The sequence below is a fragment of the Luteibacter sp. HAY1-4A genome, assembly GCF_056755355.1.
Genome location: NZ_JBNDHZ010000002.1, coordinates 74,709 through 93,483 on the forward strand (window position 1 = coordinate 74,709; position 18,775 = coordinate 93,483).

The 18,775-nt window shown below is 66.0% G+C and carries 14 protein-coding genes and 1 riboswitch; of the genes, 6 read left to right on the top strand and 8 right to left on the bottom strand.

The annotated features are described in order from the left end of the window. Positions 1-63 precede the first annotated feature (63 nt). The gene (gene ppc / locus ACPYOD_RS01210; RefSeq protein ID WP_481299899.1) at positions 64-2,769 is read right to left on the bottom strand and encodes a phosphoenolpyruvate carboxylase; all 2,706 of its coding nucleotides are present in this window, start codon (positions 2,767-2,769) and stop codon (positions 64-66) included. A 94-nt stretch (positions 2,770-2,863) separates the two neighbouring features. Then, positions 2,864-2,944: riboswitch (S-adenosyl-L-homocysteine riboswitch) on the top strand. 18 nt (positions 2,945-2,962) lie between these two features. Between ppc and ahcY the strand changes: the two genes are divergently transcribed. From ahcY to ACPYOD_RS01240, 6 genes are all read left to right on the top strand, one after another. Further along, on the top strand, positions 2,963-4,396 hold the full coding sequence (ahcY, locus tag ACPYOD_RS01215; RefSeq protein ID WP_481299900.1) for an adenosylhomocysteinase: 1,434 nt from the start codon (positions 2,963-2,965) through the stop codon (positions 4,394-4,396). A gap of 274 nt (positions 4,397-4,670) precedes the next feature. Beyond that, on the top strand, positions 4,671-5,492 hold the full coding sequence (locus tag ACPYOD_RS01220) for a hypothetical protein (protein WP_481299901.1): 822 nt from the start codon (positions 4,671-4,673) through the stop codon (positions 5,490-5,492). An 18-nt stretch (positions 5,493-5,510) separates the two neighbouring features. After that, positions 5,511-7,496, top strand: coding sequence for an XVIPCD domain-containing protein (locus tag ACPYOD_RS01225; RefSeq protein WP_481299902.1), 1,986 nt, complete (start codon positions 5,511-5,513; stop codon positions 7,494-7,496). A gap of 77 nt (positions 7,497-7,573) precedes the next feature. Further along, on the top strand, positions 7,574-8,404 hold the full coding sequence (gene metF / locus ACPYOD_RS01230; protein WP_481299903.1) for a methylenetetrahydrofolate reductase [NAD(P)H]: 831 nt from the start codon (positions 7,574-7,576) through the stop codon (positions 8,402-8,404). A gap of 73 nt (positions 8,405-8,477) precedes the next feature. Then, positions 8,478-8,969, top strand: coding sequence for a DUF4124 domain-containing protein (locus tag ACPYOD_RS01235; protein WP_481299904.1), 492 nt, complete (start codon positions 8,478-8,480; stop codon positions 8,967-8,969). A gap of 96 nt (positions 8,970-9,065) precedes the next feature. Beyond that, a complete protein-coding gene (locus ACPYOD_RS01240) occupies positions 9,066-9,983 on the top strand; it encodes a branched-chain amino acid transaminase (RefSeq protein WP_481299905.1) in 918 nt (305 codons plus the stop codon). 127 nt (positions 9,984-10,110) lie between these two features. Here the strand turns inward: ACPYOD_RS01240 and ACPYOD_RS01245 are convergent, their stop codons facing one another. The 7 genes from ACPYOD_RS01245 to ACPYOD_RS01275 all read right to left on the bottom strand — a co-directional run bounded on the left by ACPYOD_RS01245 (position 10,111) and on the right by ACPYOD_RS01275 (position 18,716). Continuing rightward, positions 10,111-10,986 (bottom strand): hypothetical protein, encoded by an 876-nt coding sequence (locus tag ACPYOD_RS01245; RefSeq protein WP_481299906.1) that lies wholly within the window; start codon positions 10,984-10,986, stop codon positions 10,111-10,113. Between the two features lie 12 nt (positions 10,987-10,998). Next, positions 10,999-12,573, bottom strand: coding sequence for an esterase-like activity of phytase family protein (locus ACPYOD_RS01250; protein ID WP_481299907.1), 1,575 nt, complete (start codon positions 12,571-12,573; stop codon positions 10,999-11,001). Next, positions 12,573-14,936 (bottom strand): TonB-dependent receptor, encoded by a 2,364-nt coding sequence (locus ACPYOD_RS01255; protein WP_481299908.1) that lies wholly within the window; start codon positions 14,934-14,936, stop codon positions 12,573-12,575. The genes ACPYOD_RS01250 and ACPYOD_RS01255 overlap by 1 nt, the downstream gene beginning before the upstream one ends. Positions 14,937-15,176: 240 nt before the next feature. Continuing rightward, on the bottom strand, positions 15,177-16,460 hold the full coding sequence (locus tag ACPYOD_RS01260) for a sensor histidine kinase (RefSeq protein ID WP_481299909.1): 1,284 nt from the start codon (positions 16,458-16,460) through the stop codon (positions 15,177-15,179). Next, positions 16,444-17,130: a response regulator transcription factor gene (locus tag ACPYOD_RS01265; protein ID WP_072322110.1), complete on the bottom strand. Its 687-nt coding sequence runs from the start codon at positions 17,128-17,130 to the stop codon at positions 16,444-16,446. The genes ACPYOD_RS01260 and ACPYOD_RS01265 overlap by 17 nt, the downstream gene beginning before the upstream one ends. Before the next feature lie 204 nt (positions 17,131-17,334). Continuing rightward, a complete protein-coding gene (gene rimK, locus ACPYOD_RS01270; protein ID WP_481299910.1) occupies positions 17,335-18,270 on the bottom strand; it encodes a 30S ribosomal protein S6--L-glutamate ligase in 936 nt (311 codons plus the stop codon). Further along, positions 18,267-18,716, bottom strand: a complete 450-nt coding sequence (locus tag ACPYOD_RS01275; protein ID WP_481299911.1) for an ATP-dependent zinc protease family protein — start codon at positions 18,714-18,716, stop codon at positions 18,267-18,269. The genes rimK and ACPYOD_RS01275 overlap by 4 nt, the downstream gene beginning before the upstream one ends. Positions 18,717-18,775: the final 59 nt, after the last annotated feature.

Below are 18,775 nucleotides of genomic sequence, written 5' to 3' on the forward strand. Positions count from 1 at the left end.
AGCACCCATCGCCGCTGAAGCGGCTCCCACACAAGGCATAGCCGGTTTTGTGTGGGAATTGCTTCAACCGGTATTCTGCAAACCCTGCGAAACGCCATTCACGCAGGCCACCAGCGCCTTGAGCAAGGTATCGTCCTTGCCGCCCGTGGCGCGCCAGCGCTTCAGCAGATCCACCTGCAGCAGGCTCATTGGGTCGACATACGGATTGCGCAGGCGGATCGACGTCGCCAGCCGTGCGTCGCCGGCCAGCAGTTCGGTGCCGCCCTTGAGCTTCTGCACCCAGCGCACCGTCCGCTCGAACTCGTCGCGAAGCATCGGGAAGAAACGGTCGTGCAGCGGTCCCGCCAGTTTCGAGAAAGCCTCGGCGATATCGATGTCGGCCTTGGCGAGCACCATCTCCACGTCGTCGAGCATCGTGGCGAAGAACGGCCAGTCGCGCGCCATGTGGACAAGTGCCTCTTCGCCGCATTCCTGCGCGGTGGCGTCCAGCGCCGAGCCCAGCCCGTACCACCCGGTGAGCACAGCGCGGCATTGCGTCCAGGAGAACACCCAGGGAATGGCGCGCAGGTCTTCCACGCCCTTCATGCTGCGCCGGCGCGCCGGACGCGAGCCGAGCGTCATCCGTTCGATGACGTCGATCGGCGTGGCGTCACGGAAGTAGTCGACGAAGCCTTCCTTGTCGACAAATGCTCGGTACGCCTTGCGGCTCGCATCCGAAAGCCGCGCCATCGTGTCCTTCCAGGCCGTTTCGCGTGCCTCGCTGTCGCGCGGCCGCAGCGATGCGCGCATCACGGCGCCCAATGTCTGCTCGAGGTTGCGCACGGCCAGCGCGCGGATGCCGTACTTGCGGTGAATCACTTCGCCCTGCTCGGTCACGCGCAGGATGCCCGCCACCGAACCCCGCGGCGACGCCATGAGCGCCGGCGTGATGCGCGAACCGCCGCGGCTGGCCGAGCCCCCGCGGCCATGGAAGAAGGCGATGCGGATGCCCGCTTGTCTTGCCACCTCCAGCAGTTCCACCTGTGCGCGTTGCAGGCTCCACTTCGATGCGACGGTGCCGCCGTCCTTGCCGCTGTCGGAGTAGCCGAGCATCACCCACTGGCGGTCGCCGCGGGCCTTGAGGTGGGCGCGATAGACAGGATCGTCGAGCAGCGTGCGCAGGGTTTCTGCGCCGCCCGCCAGATCGTCGATCGTTTCGAACAGCGGCGCCACGTCGAGCGGCACGATGCCTTCGTGCACGAGGCCGCCATGGCGCGCGAGCGCCAGCACCGCGAGCACGTCGGCGGCCGTCTCGGCCATGCTGATGATGTACAGCCCCGTCGCCTCGTGGCCGTAGCGCTTGCGCGAATCCGCCAACGTGGCGAACACGTCGCGCAGCATCGTCACGTTCTCGTCGCCGGACCCGGCCACGAAATTGCGTTCGCCGGACGCGTAAGGCCGGAGAGTGCCGGCGCGCGTCGCCGCATCGCGGTTCGCCCACTCCCTATCGTTCAGCAGCGCCGACAGCGCTTCGTCGTGCAGGCGAGCGTCCTGGCGCACATCCAGCCGCGCAAGGTGGAACCCGAACGTGCGCGCACGCCACAACAGGCGGCCGACGGCATAGGCACCGGCGTGCTTTCCGCCATGCTCCAGGAGGCTCTTTTCCACCAGCACGATGTCGTCGATGAATTCGTCCGCGGAGGCGTACCGACCGTCCCTGTCGTGCAGCGTCGCATCGAGGCGTTCGGCCACGAACGTGAGGAAGCCGCGGTAAGGCATGTCGGCATGCCGCGGCCGGATGCGCGCGGCGGCATCCGGGAACTTCGCACGGTACCCATCGAGGCGCGCGTGGAAATCGTCGCTCAGCGCGACACGATCGTCCGTCTGGCTGAGCAGGCGACCGAGCGCGCCGACGTCCTCGACGTAGCGCTCGAGCACGAGCGAGCGCTGCGCGGAAAGCGTGGCCGCGACGGTATCGGCATTGACGTTCGGGTTGCCGTCCATGTCGCCGCCTACCCAGGTGGCGAAGCGCAGCACGCGCGGCACGGCGATGCCTTCGCCGAAGGTATCGGCAAGCGCCTGCTCCAGCGCTTCGTACAGCGCGGGCACCACGCGGTAGAGCGGCTGCGCGATGTAGAAGCCCACGTGCTCGAATTCGTCCTGCACGCTCGGCCGCACCGGCGACGCTTCGGCGGTCTGCCATCCGGCGGACAGCGCCATGAGGATGCGCGCGTCGTCGTCGCGACGCTCCTGCGGCGTGCGGGTCGGGTCGAATTCGTCCACGAGCGCGCGCACGATCTCCTGTTCCTTCTCGAGCAGGGAACGACGCACCGCCTCGGTGGGGTGGGCGGTGAACACCGGTTCCACGTCGAGGTGGCCGAGCAGGCGGGTCAACTCATCGCGGTCCACTCCATCCGCCTTCAACTGCGCCAGCACCGCCGCCAGCGATTCCGGCTGCGGCGCCCCGCCTTCACGCTGGTAGTCGCGGCGGCGGCGGATACGGTGTACGCGCTCGGCCGTGTTCACGGCCTGGAAGTATGTGGCGAAGGCACGGGCCAGCGCCTCGGCATCGGCGGCCTCGAGGCCGGTCAGGGTCTTCGCCAGGGCATCCACCGAGGCACCGCTGCGCCGGCGGTGGATGGCCGCGGTACGCACCTGCTCCACCCGTTCGAAGAAGGCCTGGCCGCCCTGTTCCGCAAGCATCTGGCCGACCAGGGCGCCCAGGCGGCGGACGTCCTCGCGCAGGGGGCCGTCGTGGGGAAGGAATTCGGGATCGCGTGCGGCTTCCATCGGGCTCTCGTGTCTGACCGGAACCCCGAGAGTACCGAAAAACACCGTTCATCCCTGCATCCGGATTCCGCGATATAATCCGCGGACCGTTTTGCCCGCCGAGGGGCGCTGCGACCATGGGCATGCCCATAGGCCAGGCTCGGCGCGGCGTCCCACCGAACGGCGCCCCCGTGAATCTCCGGAGCTACGCCAGATGAACGCCGTCACCAAAGACACCTCTTTCCAGGACTTCAAGGTCCGCGACATTTCGCAGGCCGCCCTCGGCCGCCGCCGCATCCGCATGGCGGAAGAGGAAATGCCGGGCCTCATGCAGATCCGCGCCCGCTACGCCAACGAGAAGCCGCTGAAGGGCGTGCGCCTCTCGGGCTCGCTGCACGTCACCAAGGAAACCGCCGTGCTCGCCGAGACCCTGCGCGAGTTGGGCGCCTCCGTGCGCTGGGCTTCCTGCAACATCTTCTCCACCCAGGACGACGTGGCCGCGGCGCTGGCCGCCGGTGACCTGCCGGTATTCGCCTGGAAGGGCGAGTCGCTGGAGGAATACTGGGAGTGCACGCTCGACATGCTCTCGCATCCGGGTGAGCTCGGCCCGCAGCTGATCGTCGACGACGGCGGCGACGCCACCCTCTTCATCCACAAGGGCGTGGAACTCGAAGACGGCAGCGACTGGGTCAACACCCCGAGCGGCAACCACGAAGAGCAGGTCATCAAGGACCTCCTGAAGAAGACGGCCGCGGCGCGTCCGGGCTGGTTCAAGAAGATCGCCGCCGAATGGCGCGGTGTGTCCGAGGAAACCACCACCGGCGTGCACCGCCTCTACCAGCTCGCCGAAGCCGGCAAGCTGCTGGTACCGGCCATCAACGTCAACGACTCGGTAACCAAGAGCAAGTTCGACAACCTCTACGGCTGCCGCGAATCGCTGGCCGACGGCATCAAGCGCGCCACCGACCTCATGGTGGCCGGCAAGGTCGCCGTCGTCTGCGGCTACGGCGACGTGGGCAAGGGCTGCGCGCATTCGCTGAAGGGCTTCGGCGCACGCGTCATCGTGACCGAGATCGATCCGATCAACGCCCTGCAGGCCGCGATGGAAGGCTTCCAGGTCACCACCGTGGAAGACACCCTCGGCATCGGCGACATCTATGTCACCACCACGGGCAACAAGGACATCATCACGCTGGAACACATGGCGAAGATGAAGAACAACGCCCTGGTGTGCAACATCGGCCACTTCGACAACGAGATCCAGATCGACCGCCTGAACACGGCTGCCGGCGTCACGCGCGAGACCATCAAGCCGCAGGTCGACCGCTACACGTTCGCCGCCACGGGTAACAGCATCTACATGCTGGCCGAAGGCCGCCTGGTGAATCTCGGCTGCGCCCACGGCCACCCGAGCTTCGTCATGTCGAACAGCTTCTCGAACCAGACGCTTGCGCAGATCGACCTGTGGAAGAACAAGGACACCTACGAGAAGACGGTGTACCGCCTGCCGAAGAAACTGGACGAGGAAGTGGCCCGCCTGCACCTCGAACAGATCGGCGTGAAGCTCACCGTGCTCACGAAGGACCAGGCCGACTACATCGGCGTGCCGGTCGAGGGTCCGTACAAGGCGGATCATTACCGCTACTGATCGGTAACGATAAAGAGCTAGTCACAGAGGGCGCCTTCGGGCGCCCTCTTTCGTTTTCGTCGCCCCGAAACTTCTGAAGTAACGAGCGAAGAGCGCGCAGCTGACGGCACTCGGCATTCCCTCACGGAATGCGGCCTACAGCCAAAGTTGGCAATGAACTATTGCCATGACTCACCACTTATTTGAGCATCCTCGCGTCCCGCGCAAGGAAGGCTCCCCATGCATCCATGGAAGACGGCGCGCCAGCCGGAAAAATCGATTCAATGGAGAAATCATGACAACGGAAGACGACTTCGGTGAGGAAGGCGCGCGCCCTTCATCGCTCATTCCCGTGCACAGGCTATCCACGCGCGACCCGCTGCACGACATGCAGCTATTGCGTGACGTGGCGATCATCAACGAGCAGGTGTGGCGCGAGTTGGGGCCACCGGCACGCCCTGCGCCCGAACCGAAACCCGAGAAGGAACGGGAAGACATGAAACCTCGCGAACTTGCCATGGCGGCCCTCGTCGCCGTTGGCGCCGCCGGCGTTACTGCTTGCGCGTCATCCGCACCGACGCTGCGTGACGAGCCCGACATCGACCCTACCCTGCGCGCGAGGCTGCACCTTCAACCGCCGAAATGGCCATTGAGGTTCAAGGACCATACCTTCAGGGTGGTCTGTTACAGCACGCAGATGTGCAAGGTCTGGTATGCGCGCGCTTGGTCGATCCGTGACAAACCGACGCCGCCTTCATCCAAATATGGTCCGACGTATCTGGATCACATTGGGGGTGGTCACGTCGGCATCGCCAATTTCCCGGAACCGGCGGAAGTCATCTGGCGCTCCATGGACGGTACGGAGCATCAGGCCCGTATCGATATCGGGTCGATCTTTCGCGACGAAATCGCCAGGCATGACGTTCCCCGGGAGGAAGTATCTGACCTCCCCCATGGCGAACTCACCGTCGACCCATTGATCCTGCTGGAGGTCAACGACCGGACGATTCGGGTCTACATGCGCACTTATGTCCCGACGAAACACTTCCAGATCCCAGGCAACGCCTATAGCGATTCGCGCGATGAGTTCATTCTCGCCAAGACCTATCATTACTAAGCACACGGAGCGTGATCCATGGGACAACTTCTTTCCGGCGGCACGACTCGCCCTGCGAGAGCGAGCGATCTGGATGCCTACGAGCGAATGCGCGAACATCAGGCGAAGCAGACCGTACCCGTGTTGCAACATCACGGTCGGCCGCATGAGTACCTGTTCATCGCTCTGTTCGATGGCACCGGACAGAGTGCCTACAAGGATCGAACGCTGACGAACGTCGGCGAGTTGAAGAAGCAGACCGACGAGCTTGCAGGCGAGCCAAGTAATCGAATCGGCATTGGCTACGCCGAAGGCATCGGTACGCAGAAAAATCCGCTCACCCGCGCCATCGACGGTGCCTTCCCGTACACGTGGGACGACAAGATCCAGAAGGTCTATCGAGACCTCGCCGTGGCGGCGTACCGATGGACGCGCCAGGATCCGCAGGCGCAGATTCGCGTCGTCGGGGTCGGCTACAGCCGGGGCGCCGTCCTGGTACCCGGGTTGGCTCGTCTCGTCGATCAGTTCGGCATCGTCCATCCCAAAGGTCTGGAGTTCGGCCGCGACGCTCATGGGAACATCACCGTCGAATCGTCGCGGACGCTCGTCCCGCCAGGCGAAGTCGCGCAAGCTGTCGGCCTGTTCGATCCAGTCGGCACCAACCTTCCGAAGAACTACGACGCGCGCTTGCCCAAGTCGGTGCTGTCGGGCTTCTCGCAAATCGCGCGTGACGAACAGCGCGAGTTGTTCCCGCACCAGACCATCCTCGATCCGGACTGGTCCGACGACGGTCGCTTCCTTAGCGCCACCTTGCCCGGCGGCCATTCGAACATCGGCGGCGGCAATGACGAGGCAGGGCTCGAAACGCTGGCCTTCAACGGCATGGCCGATTACCTCAATGCGCTGACCGACCGGCCGCTGTTCACCCATCGTCGCGTGCCGGACGAACCGGCACAGTTCACCATCTTCCAGGCCACCGGCGCCACCGCCGCCTTCGGGTTACGCGTGGACAAGGACGGCCAGCGCAACCTCCGCGACGAGTTGGCGAACTGCACCATCGTCGATATCTGTCGCGATGCCGAGCCGGTGGACCTGGCGCTGGCTCACCGGTTCGACTGGCAGAGTGTCGCTCCGCAACGCGGCAAGGCACCGCCGCGACTGCCGGAAGCCGCCGAGCTGACGCGAACCGTCGAAGCGCCGACGGCGCCCCTTCCTGCGCCGACACCGCCACCGTCCGTCGTACCGGTCATCCGGCTGGACGATCCGAGCCATCCCGACCACGCCCTGTACCTGAATGCGCAGGCGCACGTGTCCGACCTCGACCGGCAATTCAACCGGATGCCCGACCAGCGCAGCGACAACCTCAGCGCCGCCCTGGTCGTCGCCGCGCGAGCAGACGGCCTTCAGCGCATCGATCGCGTCGAACTGAGCCAAGACGCCTCCACACTCACTGCCATCGAAGCAACGTTCGATCGCGCGGAAAGGCGCAGCGAGGTGTCCGTCGTCGCGTCGATGAATACGACGATGGCACGCAGCGCCGACCAGTGGTCGACCGCCATGCACGACTTCGAGCAACGTCGGGCCCCTTCGGGCGACGTGGCACGGGAAGCGGCCCTGGACTCCCTGTCGCCCCAGCCCCTACCTGAGCGCCTTCCCACGCCATCGATCCTGGGCCGGAACGATCCACGCCACGCGGACCATCCCCAGCACGGGCTCTACAACGAGCTGGCGCGATGCGTGCCCGATGCCTCGGAAGACCGCCTGCTGCAATTCACAGCCGCCTGCCATGCCAGCCGGATCACGGCCGGAAACCTTTTCGACGTGCGCCTGGACGAGGAGCGGATGACGATCGAATTCATCGGGACGGGCGTCCGTACCAGGCCGGCCCTGGTCGACTTAGACAAGGCGCCGCCCTTTCCCGAGCAGGCCATCGAGCAGATTCAGCAGCACGACCAACGGCAGGCTCAGATATTGGAAGAGGTGCGCACGCAGCAGGCACAGCTCGGCAGAGGGCACTCGTTATGATGCGGCCGCGGTCTTAGCCATCTTTCCATCTGGATGGAAAGATATTTATACTGCGGGCCATCCAGACGAGGTCGCCCATGCCCGCCATCAGCTTCGAGTTCTTCCCGCCCAAGACCGACGAACAGCGCGAGCAGCTCGATGCCGCCGTCGGCCATCTCAAGGCGCATGCGCCGGAATACGTTTCGGTGACCTTCGGCGCGGGCGGTTCGACGCTGAGCTATACGGACGAAACCGTGCGGCGCCTGCGGGCCGACCATGACCTGTCGGTGGCGCCGCACCTGTCCTGCATGGGCGGTACACGCGCTGAGATCGCCGCATTGCTGGACACCTACAAGTCCTCCGGCTGCCGGCGCATCGTCGCTCTCCGCGGCGACCTGCCCTCCGGCATGGCCACCCCCGGCGACTTCCGCTACGCCTCGGAACTGGTCGCCTTCATCCGCGAACACAGCGGCGACCATTTCCACATCGAAGTGGCCGCTTATCCGGAAACGCATCCGCAGGCGGAAAACGCGCTGGCCGACCTGCGCCACTTCAAGGCGAAGGTCGACGCCGGTGCCGATGGGGCCATCACTCAGTACTTCTTCAACCCGGACGCCTATTTCCGCTTCATCGACGACGTGGCGAAGCTCGGGGTGGACGTGCCCGTCGTCCCGGGCATCATGCCGATCGCCAATTTCAGCCAGCTGCGCCGATTCTCCGAACAGTGCGGCGCCGAGATCCCGCGCTGGATCGTGAAGCGCATGCAGGCGCACGGCGACGATGCGGCAGCGGTGCGGGAGCTTGGCGCCGACGTGGTGGCCGAACTTTGCCGCCGCCTGCTGGACGGCGGTGCGCCCGGGCTGCACTTCTACACGATCAACCGGGCGCGGGCGACCACGTCGGTGCTGGAGCGCCTGGCCGCTCGGTAACGTGCGCGCCGTCACCCTTCGCAGAAGGGCGTGCAGGGATGATGACGCACCGTCTGCCACCGCGTTCCGTGCCGTGATCCGCGCCATCGTCCTGTTGTTCCTGCTTTCCTTCGCCCTGCCCGCCGCGGCGCAAACCGCTATCCATCGTTGCATCGGAACCGACGGAAGGCCTGTCTTCAGCGACCAGCCGTGCGCCAGCGTCGGCGCCGCGTCCTTGCTCCCGGCACCGGCGGCGAGTGCGCCGGCCGGCGGACCGTCGGCCGGGCTGCTGTGCGCCAAGGATCTTGCCGAGCTGCGCGAGGGGCTGGCGCAGGCGTTCGCCTCGCGCAGCGCCAATCGCGTAGGCGGCCTCATCCTCTGGAACGGGTACGGCAGCGCCGGAGCGGTCGAGAACCTGCGCGCGATGGAGGCTCTGGTCCAGCGGCCGCTTGTCGCACTGGAAGGAAGCGAGGGCGCCGGCATCGATGCCGTGACGTCCACCCCGGGAGGAGATGGCACTACCCGGCGCGCCCATTTCGCCGTGGTCCGCGACTCGGGCTGCCTCTGGTTACGGCCGCCGGGTTAAGGGGCGGGCGCCCCATCCGGCGGCGCACTGACGCATCGCGCCATGTGGCCGGGTTCGCCAACCGTTATCATGGGCGGTCCCCTCCGGAGCGCTCCCATGTCGCAGAACTACCCCGAATGGATCTGGCAGAACGGCCAGATCAAGCCGTGGCGCGAAGCCACCGTCCACGTGATGGCGCATGCGCTGCATTACGGTTCGTCGGTGTTCGAAGGCATCCGCAGCTATGAAACGCCGGATGGCGCGGCCATTTTCCGCCTTACCGACCATCTGAAGCGCCTCTACCTGTCCGCCAAGATCTACGACATCGAGATTCCCTATTCGGTGGACGAGCTGGCCGAGGCCTGCCGCGAAGTGGTCAAGAAGAACGACCTCCGCGCCGCCTACCTGCGTCCGGTGGCCTTCCGCGGCCTGGGCGGTTTCGGCCTCTCCGCCGAATGCCCCACCGACGTGGCCGTGGCAAGCTGGCCCATGGGCCCGTACCTCGGGCCCGAGGCGCTGGAAAACGGCATAGACGCCTGCGTGTCGAGCTGGCAGCGCTTCGCGCCGAACACGATTCCCGCAGGCGCCAAGGCCGGCGGCAATTACCTCTCCGGCCAGCTGATCGCGCGCGAGGCGCGCCGTCTCGGGTTCGGCGAAGGCATCGCGCTTGCCTCCACGGGCCTGCTCAGCGAAGGCGCGGGCGAGAACCTGTTCCTGGTATTCGACGGCGCGTTGCACACCACCCCGGCCAGTGCCTCGATCCTCACCGGCATCACGCGCCACACCCTGATGACCCTCGCCCGCGAGGAAGGTATCGAGGTCGTGGAACGCGACCTGCCACGCGAATACCTCTATCTCGCGGACGAGATCCTGATGTGCGGCACGGCGGCGGAAGTCACGCCGATCCGCTCGGTGGACGGCAAGAAGATCGGCAGCGGCAAGGCCGGCCCGATCACCCGCCGCCTGCAGGAACTCTTCTTCGGGCTGTTCAGCGGCAAGACCTCCGACCGCTGGGGCTGGCTGGAACCGCTCTAAGGCGCCATGGTGGGAGCCGGCTATGCCGGCGATCCCGCGGCGGCGGGCAAGCGTGCCGCGAGCACCTATCGCCGCTGAAGCGGCTCCCACACAAAAGAGCCCCGCCGGGAAGGCGGGGCTTTTTTCGTTAGTTGCAGAAGCCGTTCGGGTAGGCGGTCGAGCGGTACGCGTATAGCCAGCTCGTCTTGCCGCCGTCGTTGGCGATGTTCCAGCCGTTGCCAATGGAACCGATGGCGGTGTTGAGCACTTGCGAGCGCGTGAGCACCGGCGTCGTGAAGTAGTTGTCGTCGTCGGCTTCGACGCGGAACGACAGTTCGGCAAGCGCGGGCGTGGCTGCACCGTTGACGTACCAAAGCGTGAGGGTGAACTCGGCCACCGATTCGCCGATGTCCGATTCCGGACCGTCGTATTCCTGCTGTGTGACCGTGACACCCGCCACCGGCGCCAGTCCGGCGCTGGAAATATCGGAAAGCGCGGAAGCTCCCGGAAACTGCTTTATCAGTGCCGCAACCGTCGTCGGCGTGGTCGACGCGTCCTGCTTGGTGGAATGCGCGAGCACGAGGCTGCCGGGCGTCACGTCGGTTTCGAACTTCGTTTCCTTGTTCTTGCCCGCGCCGGACACGTCCGTCCAGTACGACAGTTCCTCGTCCGGATGACGGAACTTGAACTGGATGTCCGAATGGTCGCCGGCACGCGTGCGCACCGAATAACCGCGGCTCATGAGGGAACAGCTGTGCGGCGTGTCGTAGTATGCCAGCGTGTCGCGGTCGCCCGCGCTGAAGCTGCCGGTAACGGTCTTGTCGAAGCCCAGCGTCGACAGGCGTGCGGATACGTCGTGCAGCAGCGTGGCCGCGGCGCTCGACGGATTGCTGGCGAAGCGCGTCGTGTCCAGCAACACCTTGTACTCCTTGCTGTCGACGTAGGCGGGCGAATTGGCGTGGCTGGCCGTGGCCCCAAGCAACAAGGTGGCGGACAGCAGCGAAAGAACCGAACGTTTCATCATGCGCGTGACCCTTCAGCGGTGGTGGGAAGCGTTGGTGGAACGCGTGTCCGGCAAGGTCAGCCGGTACACGAGGATGCGGTTGTCGTTGTCGAATGCCGAATCGCAGCGCTTGCCGTCCATGACGCAATGCCTTGCGATGAAGTCGTTGTCGTTGCCCACGAGCAGGAACCAGTCGTCGGGATGCTCAGGGTCGAGCGCGGGCACCAGGTCCATGGCCTCCCATTTTTCGGAGAGAAGCGCCTTTCCTTCGGCACGCGGATCGAGCGTCAGGCCGGCGCGGGCGAGGTCCGCTGGGTCGAGCAGGTTGACCAGTGGCTGCCATGTCGCCGCGCGTATGTCGGGGCGCAGGTCACCGTCGTTCCCAAGGATCGATGTCGTACCGTTCTCGTATGTCGAGCCCGCGAGGTTCGTTGCGCCAGATGTATCGACCAGCAGCACGCTCTTGTACACGATCGGCTTGCCGCCCTCGGCGCCCAGCCCAGCACCGTCGCGCGCGAGCATGAGGAAGCGGCGGTCGTCCAGCACGCGGATCTCGCTCTGCGCCGCCGTCCGGTTCGGCTTGCCACCCTTGCCATCGGCGTCGTATGCGGGAAGACGAACCACATAGTGCGCCGTGGGGCACCGCGGCACCGCGTCGCGACTCACGTCGTAGATGAGCACGCGTGTCAGCGTACGGCCCGCCGCATCGCCTGCTTGCGTGTCCTGCACGAGCGCGCTCTGGAGCACGACGAAGAGACGCTTCCCATCCGGCGACAAGGCCATGCCTTCCACGCCCTGGTTGTTGCGGCGACCCGTTGCCGGCGCACGCAATGAGGTGAAGTCCGGCTTGCCGCTCGCATCCAGCGGACGCACCGCGCGAGGCGGCACGATCACACCGGTCAAACGGCCGTCCTTGCCAAACCGGTAAACGTTGGCGGCGTATTCGTCGCCGATATAGAAGCCGCCATCGCGGGTGAATTGCAGCGATTCGGCGTCGAGCGAGATCTTTCCTGCGCCGGTACCGTCCGCGGGCGATGGAAGGACGATGCCCCGCTCGGTGCGCGTGCCCTTGCCCGGGTCGGCGCCCGTGAACGGCCTGCCATCGAAATCCCGGAGCACGCGCCCTCCGTCCGGAGCGATGGTTACCGCAGCCTTTGTGGGAGCCGCTTCAGCGGCGATGGTTGCTCGCGGCAAGCTGGCCCGCTGCCGCGGGATCGCCGGCACAGCCGGCTCCCACAAGGTCATGCTGAAGCGGAATCGGTGCAGGCGTCCGCGGTAGTCGAAGAACACCCCGCGCTCGGGATCGTTGCGCCCGCGATCGGGCAAGGTCCACAACACCCCGGTGTAGGTATCGCCGTTCCGCTTCCAGCTCCCGGGCTCGATCATCAGGGACGAGAACGAGCCCAGCGTATCGCCGAGGAAATCGACCGTACCCGCCGGCAGCGAGCCGGCGGCGACCAGGCCCTTGTCCACATACGTGCTGCCATCCACCTCCACCGCCCGTGGCAAGGGCGTGGTGGCGACGTCCGGCACCAGCACTACGCCATGTTGCGCGGCCGCGCTTCCGAGCAGGAAGACGACGGCAAGGCCGGCGAGGGGACGCAGCATCAGAAGCGCACGTCGAGCGTGGCGAAGTACTGGCGCGGCGCCGAAGCGTGGAACACGTAGGCGGTGCCGGCCGGATCGCTGGGCACGAAGGCGCTGGAATCGAAGTTGCTGGCGTAGCGCTTGTCGCCGAGGTTGGTCACGTTGAGCGAGAGCCGCACGTCCTTGGCCACCGACACGGGGCCGAAGTCGTAACCACCCGACAGGTCCCACACGGTGAAGCCACCGAAGCCCTGGTCGTTCGTATACGTGTAGAAGCGCTTGCCCGTGTACTTGCCGCGGAGCGATGCGAACCACGGTCCTTCCGACCAGTCGATCTGCGTGGCGAAAAGCTTGGTGGGCGTATCCGTCTGGATCTTGCCCTTCGTCTGCTGGATCACGCCGGCCTGCACGTAGTCGCTGGCGTAGGTGGACCGGTTGTACGACGCCGAGTTGTACCAGCGCAGATGATCCGTCGGCGTCCACACGAAGGTGAGTTCCACGCCGTGACTGTCGACGCCGCCCACGTTGTAGAAGCGGTTGCCGCAGGCGGGCCCCACGGGCTGGCGGGAATCGCAGGGGTTGTACTGCAGCAGGCGATCGTCGAAGCGCACCTTGTACGCCGCGAGCGACGCGGCGATCGGGCCGGTCTCGATGCGATAGCCAGCTTCGAGGCTGCGCGACTTCTCGGGCTTCAGGTCGCCCTGTGTGTCCCAGGTGGCCTGGCTGACCGCCTGGGGGCCAAGCTTGAACCCACCCTGGAACATGGCGATGTTCTTCGCGAAGCTGGCGAACGCTTCCTGGCCGTCGGCGATGCGATAGCGCACACCGAACTGCGGAAGGATGGCCTTGCTCGCACTGAGCTTGCCGCTGGCGAACTGGTTGTTCGACGTCGGCTTGATCGGCTGCACGGCATCGCCCGGTAGCGCCGTGGCCTGCGATGTCACGTGCGGGCTCTTCACGCCCACGTCGACGGTGAGGGCGTCGTCCAGGAAGCGGATCGTGTCCTGCAGGAACGCCTGGCGCGTGTTCCACACCGTGCGCTGGTCGAACACGCCGAGATCCGGCGTGGTATCGATTGGTCCGCTCAGGTCGCGCGGGCCGGTCACATAGCTGCTGTAGCGGGCTGCGCTGGACACGTTATGCTCGTACCAAACGCCGCCTTCCACGTGCTGGTTGCCCACATCCCACGAGGCCGACAGGATCGCGCCGGAGCGGTTGATCGTATACAACGTGTTGCGGAAGATGATCGGCAGTTGCTGCGGCGTACCCGGATAGGAGTACGTGCCGCTGTTCCAGTTATGGCCCTCGCCCGCATCCTCGTGGTGGTAGACCTGGGCGTGGATCGTCACCGCGTCGGTGGGGAAGAAGTCGCCGGCAAGGTAGTAGAGGTCGTCGCTGCGCAGGATCTGCCCTGCCGTGAACGCACCGTCCGCGTCCTTGTCGGCACCGCTCTTGTCACAGAGCTTCGCGTTGAGCGTGCCCGCGTTGCAGTAGGCCTTGCCGACGGCGCGCTGCCAATCAGGTGCATAACCGCCCCAGTCCCATCCGAGGCCGCGAGCCAGCTCGCTCTTCGAGAGGTAGAAGTAATCGGCCTGCGACGTGCGCGAGGTGTCGGCGAAGCCGGTGATGCGGCCGCCGTCGAAGTCCCACAGGGCCTTGCCGTTGAACTGCTTCGTCGTCGAGCCGTTGTACGCGTCCTGGTCGTTGAACAGGTCGGACGTCGTGCGGGCACCGGACAGGTACATCGAGAAGCCGTGGTATTCACCGGTGTCGAAACGCGCGAACGTGCGCCGGTTGTTGTCGCTGCCGATGCTCTGCACGACGCGGCCACCCATGGTCTTCGCGGGATCGTTCGAGGTGTACGCGATGGTGCCGCCGAGGTTGCTCGTCGACGGCGTGCCGAGGTTGCCGATGCCTTCGGAAAGTTCGGCGCCGGCGAAGTTCTCCGAGATCAGCGCGCGGTTGATCGAGAGGCCGTTGTAATTGTTGTAGGCGCTGTCGCCCAGCGGAATGCCGTCGAGCGTGTAGCCCAGGCGCGTGCCGCTGAATCCGCGCAGGCTCAGCGTCATCGACTGCTCGTTGCTGCCCAGTGCGTCCACCGATTGCGCGTTCACACCCGGCAAGGTGTTCAGGGCCTTCTGCAGGCTGGTGCCCGGCGGCAGCGCCTTCTGGTCTGCCGGACGCAGGCGCTGCACCTGCCGTGTTTCGCCGCTGCCGATGACCGACACGGCGTCGAGGTCCTGCGCTTTCGTGCGACTGGCCGCGGTGGTGTCGGCGTCGGAGGTGGGAACGGTGCTATCGGTCGCCCACGCGACGGACGCGAAAGTCATGCCGAGGGCGGCGGCCAGAACGGTCTGCTTGAACAAGAGGCGGTGTCCTTCCATGCGCTGACACGCCGCAGCCCTCCTCCCCTGAGGCAGCCCGGTACGCGTCGTGTAAGCGCCGCATGTTCGGACGTCCGAATGAAGATCTGATGACAGTTGAGATGACGGTTGTCACGTTCGCGATATCTTGCGGCGGCGTGAAGCGCCGGCATCCCTGTAGGAGCCGCTATAGCGGCGAGGGCACCTTGCGGACCGTGGCCAGGTTTCCTCGCCGCTGTAGCAGCTCCTACAAGGTGGCGGTCAGCGGAAGTCGATCGTCGAAATGGCGCCGGCCATTTCAGGGCGCGGGCGCAGGGAGACGTCCCAGCCGTAGAGTTCGCACAGCCTGCGCACGATAGCGAGGCCGAGGCCCGCGCCGCCGCCGGTGGCGCTTTCGCCGCGGATGCCGCGCTGGAACAGTTTCTCCGCGTCCTCGGGCTTGATGCCCGGACCGGTGTCGATCACGTCGATGCGGCCGTCGAGCACCCGTACCGTGACCATGCCTTCCATCGTGTACTTGATGGCATTGCCGATGAGGTTGGTCAGGGCCACCGATACCACCGACGCGGGCGCGTTCACCGTCACGGAGCCATCGGAAATCAATTCGATCTCGATCGGCTTGCCGCCCATCTGCGGACGCTGGCTTTCGATGACGTCGGAGGCGACCTTCGCGACATCCGTGGTCTCGCCGCGCGTGGGCCCACGACGCTCGGCACGCGAGAGCAACAGCAGCGCCTCGATGAGTTCGGTGGCCTGGCGCGACGCACGCTCGATGCGCTTCAGGCGTTCGCGCAGCTTGTCGGTGAGGTCTGGCGAGCCTTGCAGCAGTTCCGTCGTGCTCGCGATGACGGCCAGCGGCGTGCGTAGTTCATGACTCACGTCGGAGTTGAACTCACGGTCGCGCTCCACGACCGAGGTAAGGCGCATGGCGTACTCGTCGAGCGCCACGGCCAGCTCGCCCACTTCGTCATCGGCGAAATGCGGGGCCAGCGCCTCCGCCTTGCCGATGCGACGGAAGTCGCGCAGGCGGCGGGCCAGGTCGGTGACTGGACGCAGCACGCGCGACGATAGCCAGACGCCGATGACGAGCGACATGAGACCGAACAGGAACACCGCGGCGATGACGCTCGTGATGAGTTGGCGCTTGCCAAGCTCGTCGCGCGAGACATCGAACTGCAGGAAGCTGATGATGCCGCCCTCGCGGCGCACCGCCACCTTGTAATGACGATTCTTCCCCTGCGCGTCCGTTTCGTAGAGATCGTGCACGCCCGTTTCGAGCGACTGCCAGTTCAGCGGCGCCTTGTAGATGGTCCGGTCGCTGAAGGTCGCGGCAGTGACGATCTCGAACTGCGGCCGCTCGTTCGGATTCGCCCGCACCTTCGCATTGAGCGAATCGACCTCGTCCTGGAGGGCCGAATTGATCAGCTGCTCTTCGACGCGCTCGCGGATGTTGAGCGCCGCGTACGCGAAAAGAGCGCTCAGGCCGAACCCGAACAGCGTGAACGTGACGATCAGGCGGAAACGGAGCTTACGTCTGGACCGCATCCGGATCGACCATGCGGTATCCGATACCGTGACGCGTGTGGATCAGGGGCTTCTCGAACGGCTTGTCGATGGCTGCGCGCAACCCGTGGATGTGCACGCGCAGGGAATCGGAATCGGGAAGTTCCTCGCCCCACACACGCTGTTCCAGGTCTTGCCGGGTGACCACCGACGGGCTGGCTTCCATCAGGGCCTGGAGCAGCTTCAGGCCGATGGGGTTCAGCTGGATGGACTTGCCTTCGCGGGTGACCGTGAGGGTGTCGAGGTTGTAGGTGAGGCCGCCGACCTTCAGCACGCGGCTTTGCGGACCCTTGCCGCGGCGGGCCAGCACTTCCAGGCGCGCCGCCAGTTCCTGCAGGGCGAACGGCTTGGTCATGTAGTCGTCGGCGCCGGACTCGAAGCCCGTGAGCTTGTGTTCCAGCGAGTCGCGGGCCGTGAGCATGAGCACCGGGGTCTGCTTGTGCGCCTCGTGCCGCAGCTTCTTCGCCACGTCCAGGCCGTCCATGCCCGGCAGGGTGAGGTCGAGCACGATGACGTCGAAATCGTGCACCACGGCCAGGTGCAGGCCCGTGACGCCGTCGCCGGCGAAATCCACGACGTGGCCGCGGTCTTCGAGGTAATCCCCGATGTTGGTCGCGATGTCGGTGTTGTCTTCGATGACCAGAACGCGCATGCGGCACTCCGTTGTGCGGTCGCTTTTGAGTCTTACGAGTATTGCGACTGCAAGCTTAACGGGGAATGGGTGAAGCGGACAGCATCGGCTTCGCCAAAAGAGAGGCCCGGGCGGGGGAACCCGCCCGGGCCGAAAGAACTACTGCCCCGATACCGTCACCCCGCGTCGCGGAATCACAGTGGGCCCTTTATAGGGGACCGTCCTTTAAATCGCTGTTAACCCCTTCGCGGCCCGCGCTTTCCGGACCTTCGGCACGGCCGGGCGCTGGGCCAGGCGTGCCTCGCAGTGGGCGACGATGGCATCGGCCACGTCCACGCCAGTGCTGCCTTCGATGCCTTCCAGGCCCGGCGAGGCGTTCACTTCGAGCAACAGGGGGCCCCTCGACGAGCGCAGCAGGTCCACGCCCGCCACCTCCAGCCCCAGGGCGGACGCGGCTTCCACGGCCACCCTGCGCTCGTCTTCGGACAGCTCCACGGCCGCGGCGGAACCGCCGCGATGGAGGTTGGCCCGGAATTCGCCCGGTGCCGAGGACCGCTGCATCGAGGCCACCACCTGGTCGCCCACGACGAAGCAGCGCAGGTCCTGCCCGTTCGCCTCGCGGATGAACTCCTGGACCAGGAAGTTGGCGTACAGGCCGCGAAACGCCTCGATGACGCTTTGCGACGCGGAGCGCTTTTCGGCCAGCACCACGCCCGCACCCTGGGTGCCTTCGTTCAGCTTGATGATGTGCGGCGGGTCGCCCAGCATCGCCATGAGGTCGGAAGTGTCGTCCGGGTTGTCGCCGAACGCCGTCACCGGCATGTCGACGCCGCGGGCCGCCAGCAATTGCAGGCAGCGCAGCTTGTCGCGCGCGCGCAACACCGCGTCGGAGGGATTGGGCGTGAACACGCCCATCAGTTCCAGCTGGCGAAGCACGGCGGTGCCGTAGAAGGTGCTGGACGCGCCGATGCGCGGGATCACGCAATCCACCGGCCCGAGCGGCTTGCCCTTGAAGTGGATGGCGAACGATTGCGGCGCGATGCTCATGTAGCAGCGCAGCGGGTCGATGACGCGAACCGTGTGCTTGCGCTTGCGTGCCGCTTCCACCAGGCGCTGGGTGGAATACAGCCGCGCGTTGCGCGACAGGATGGCGATCTTCATGAAGGGTCCCGGACGGCGCGGCGCGGCGTCTGCGAGTAGGAAAGCGAAGGATCGACCAGGAAACGCCCGTCGAGGGCAGTCCGGCCGAGCAGAAGGGGAAATAGCATGTGTCGCCGGTCGGTGAGGTTCACCTCCGCCGCAAAGCGCCGTCCGGCAAGCTCCACGTCGGTATGGATGAACCAGCGCGTCGTGGCGTGGCCGCCGGAATCCGTGACCGAACGACGCCCGGTGGCCCGCGCCTCGCAGGGCGCCGACAAGCCGCCCTTGCGCGTGGTGCGCACCTGGAAACGCAACCACGTGCCGTCCGCCCGCTCGTCCACTTCCAGCCATTCGACATGCAGCGACGACGAGCGCGCGCCCGTGTCGAGCTTCGCCTTGAGGACGGGAACGCCGAGCGACGGAAGAGCGAGCCGTTCGCGCCAGCCGAGTGTGATGACGTCAGTCATGGTCTGGAGCGAGGTATGAGGGCGACGGTGGACCGAGGGGAACGGTCCGGTAAGCGCGG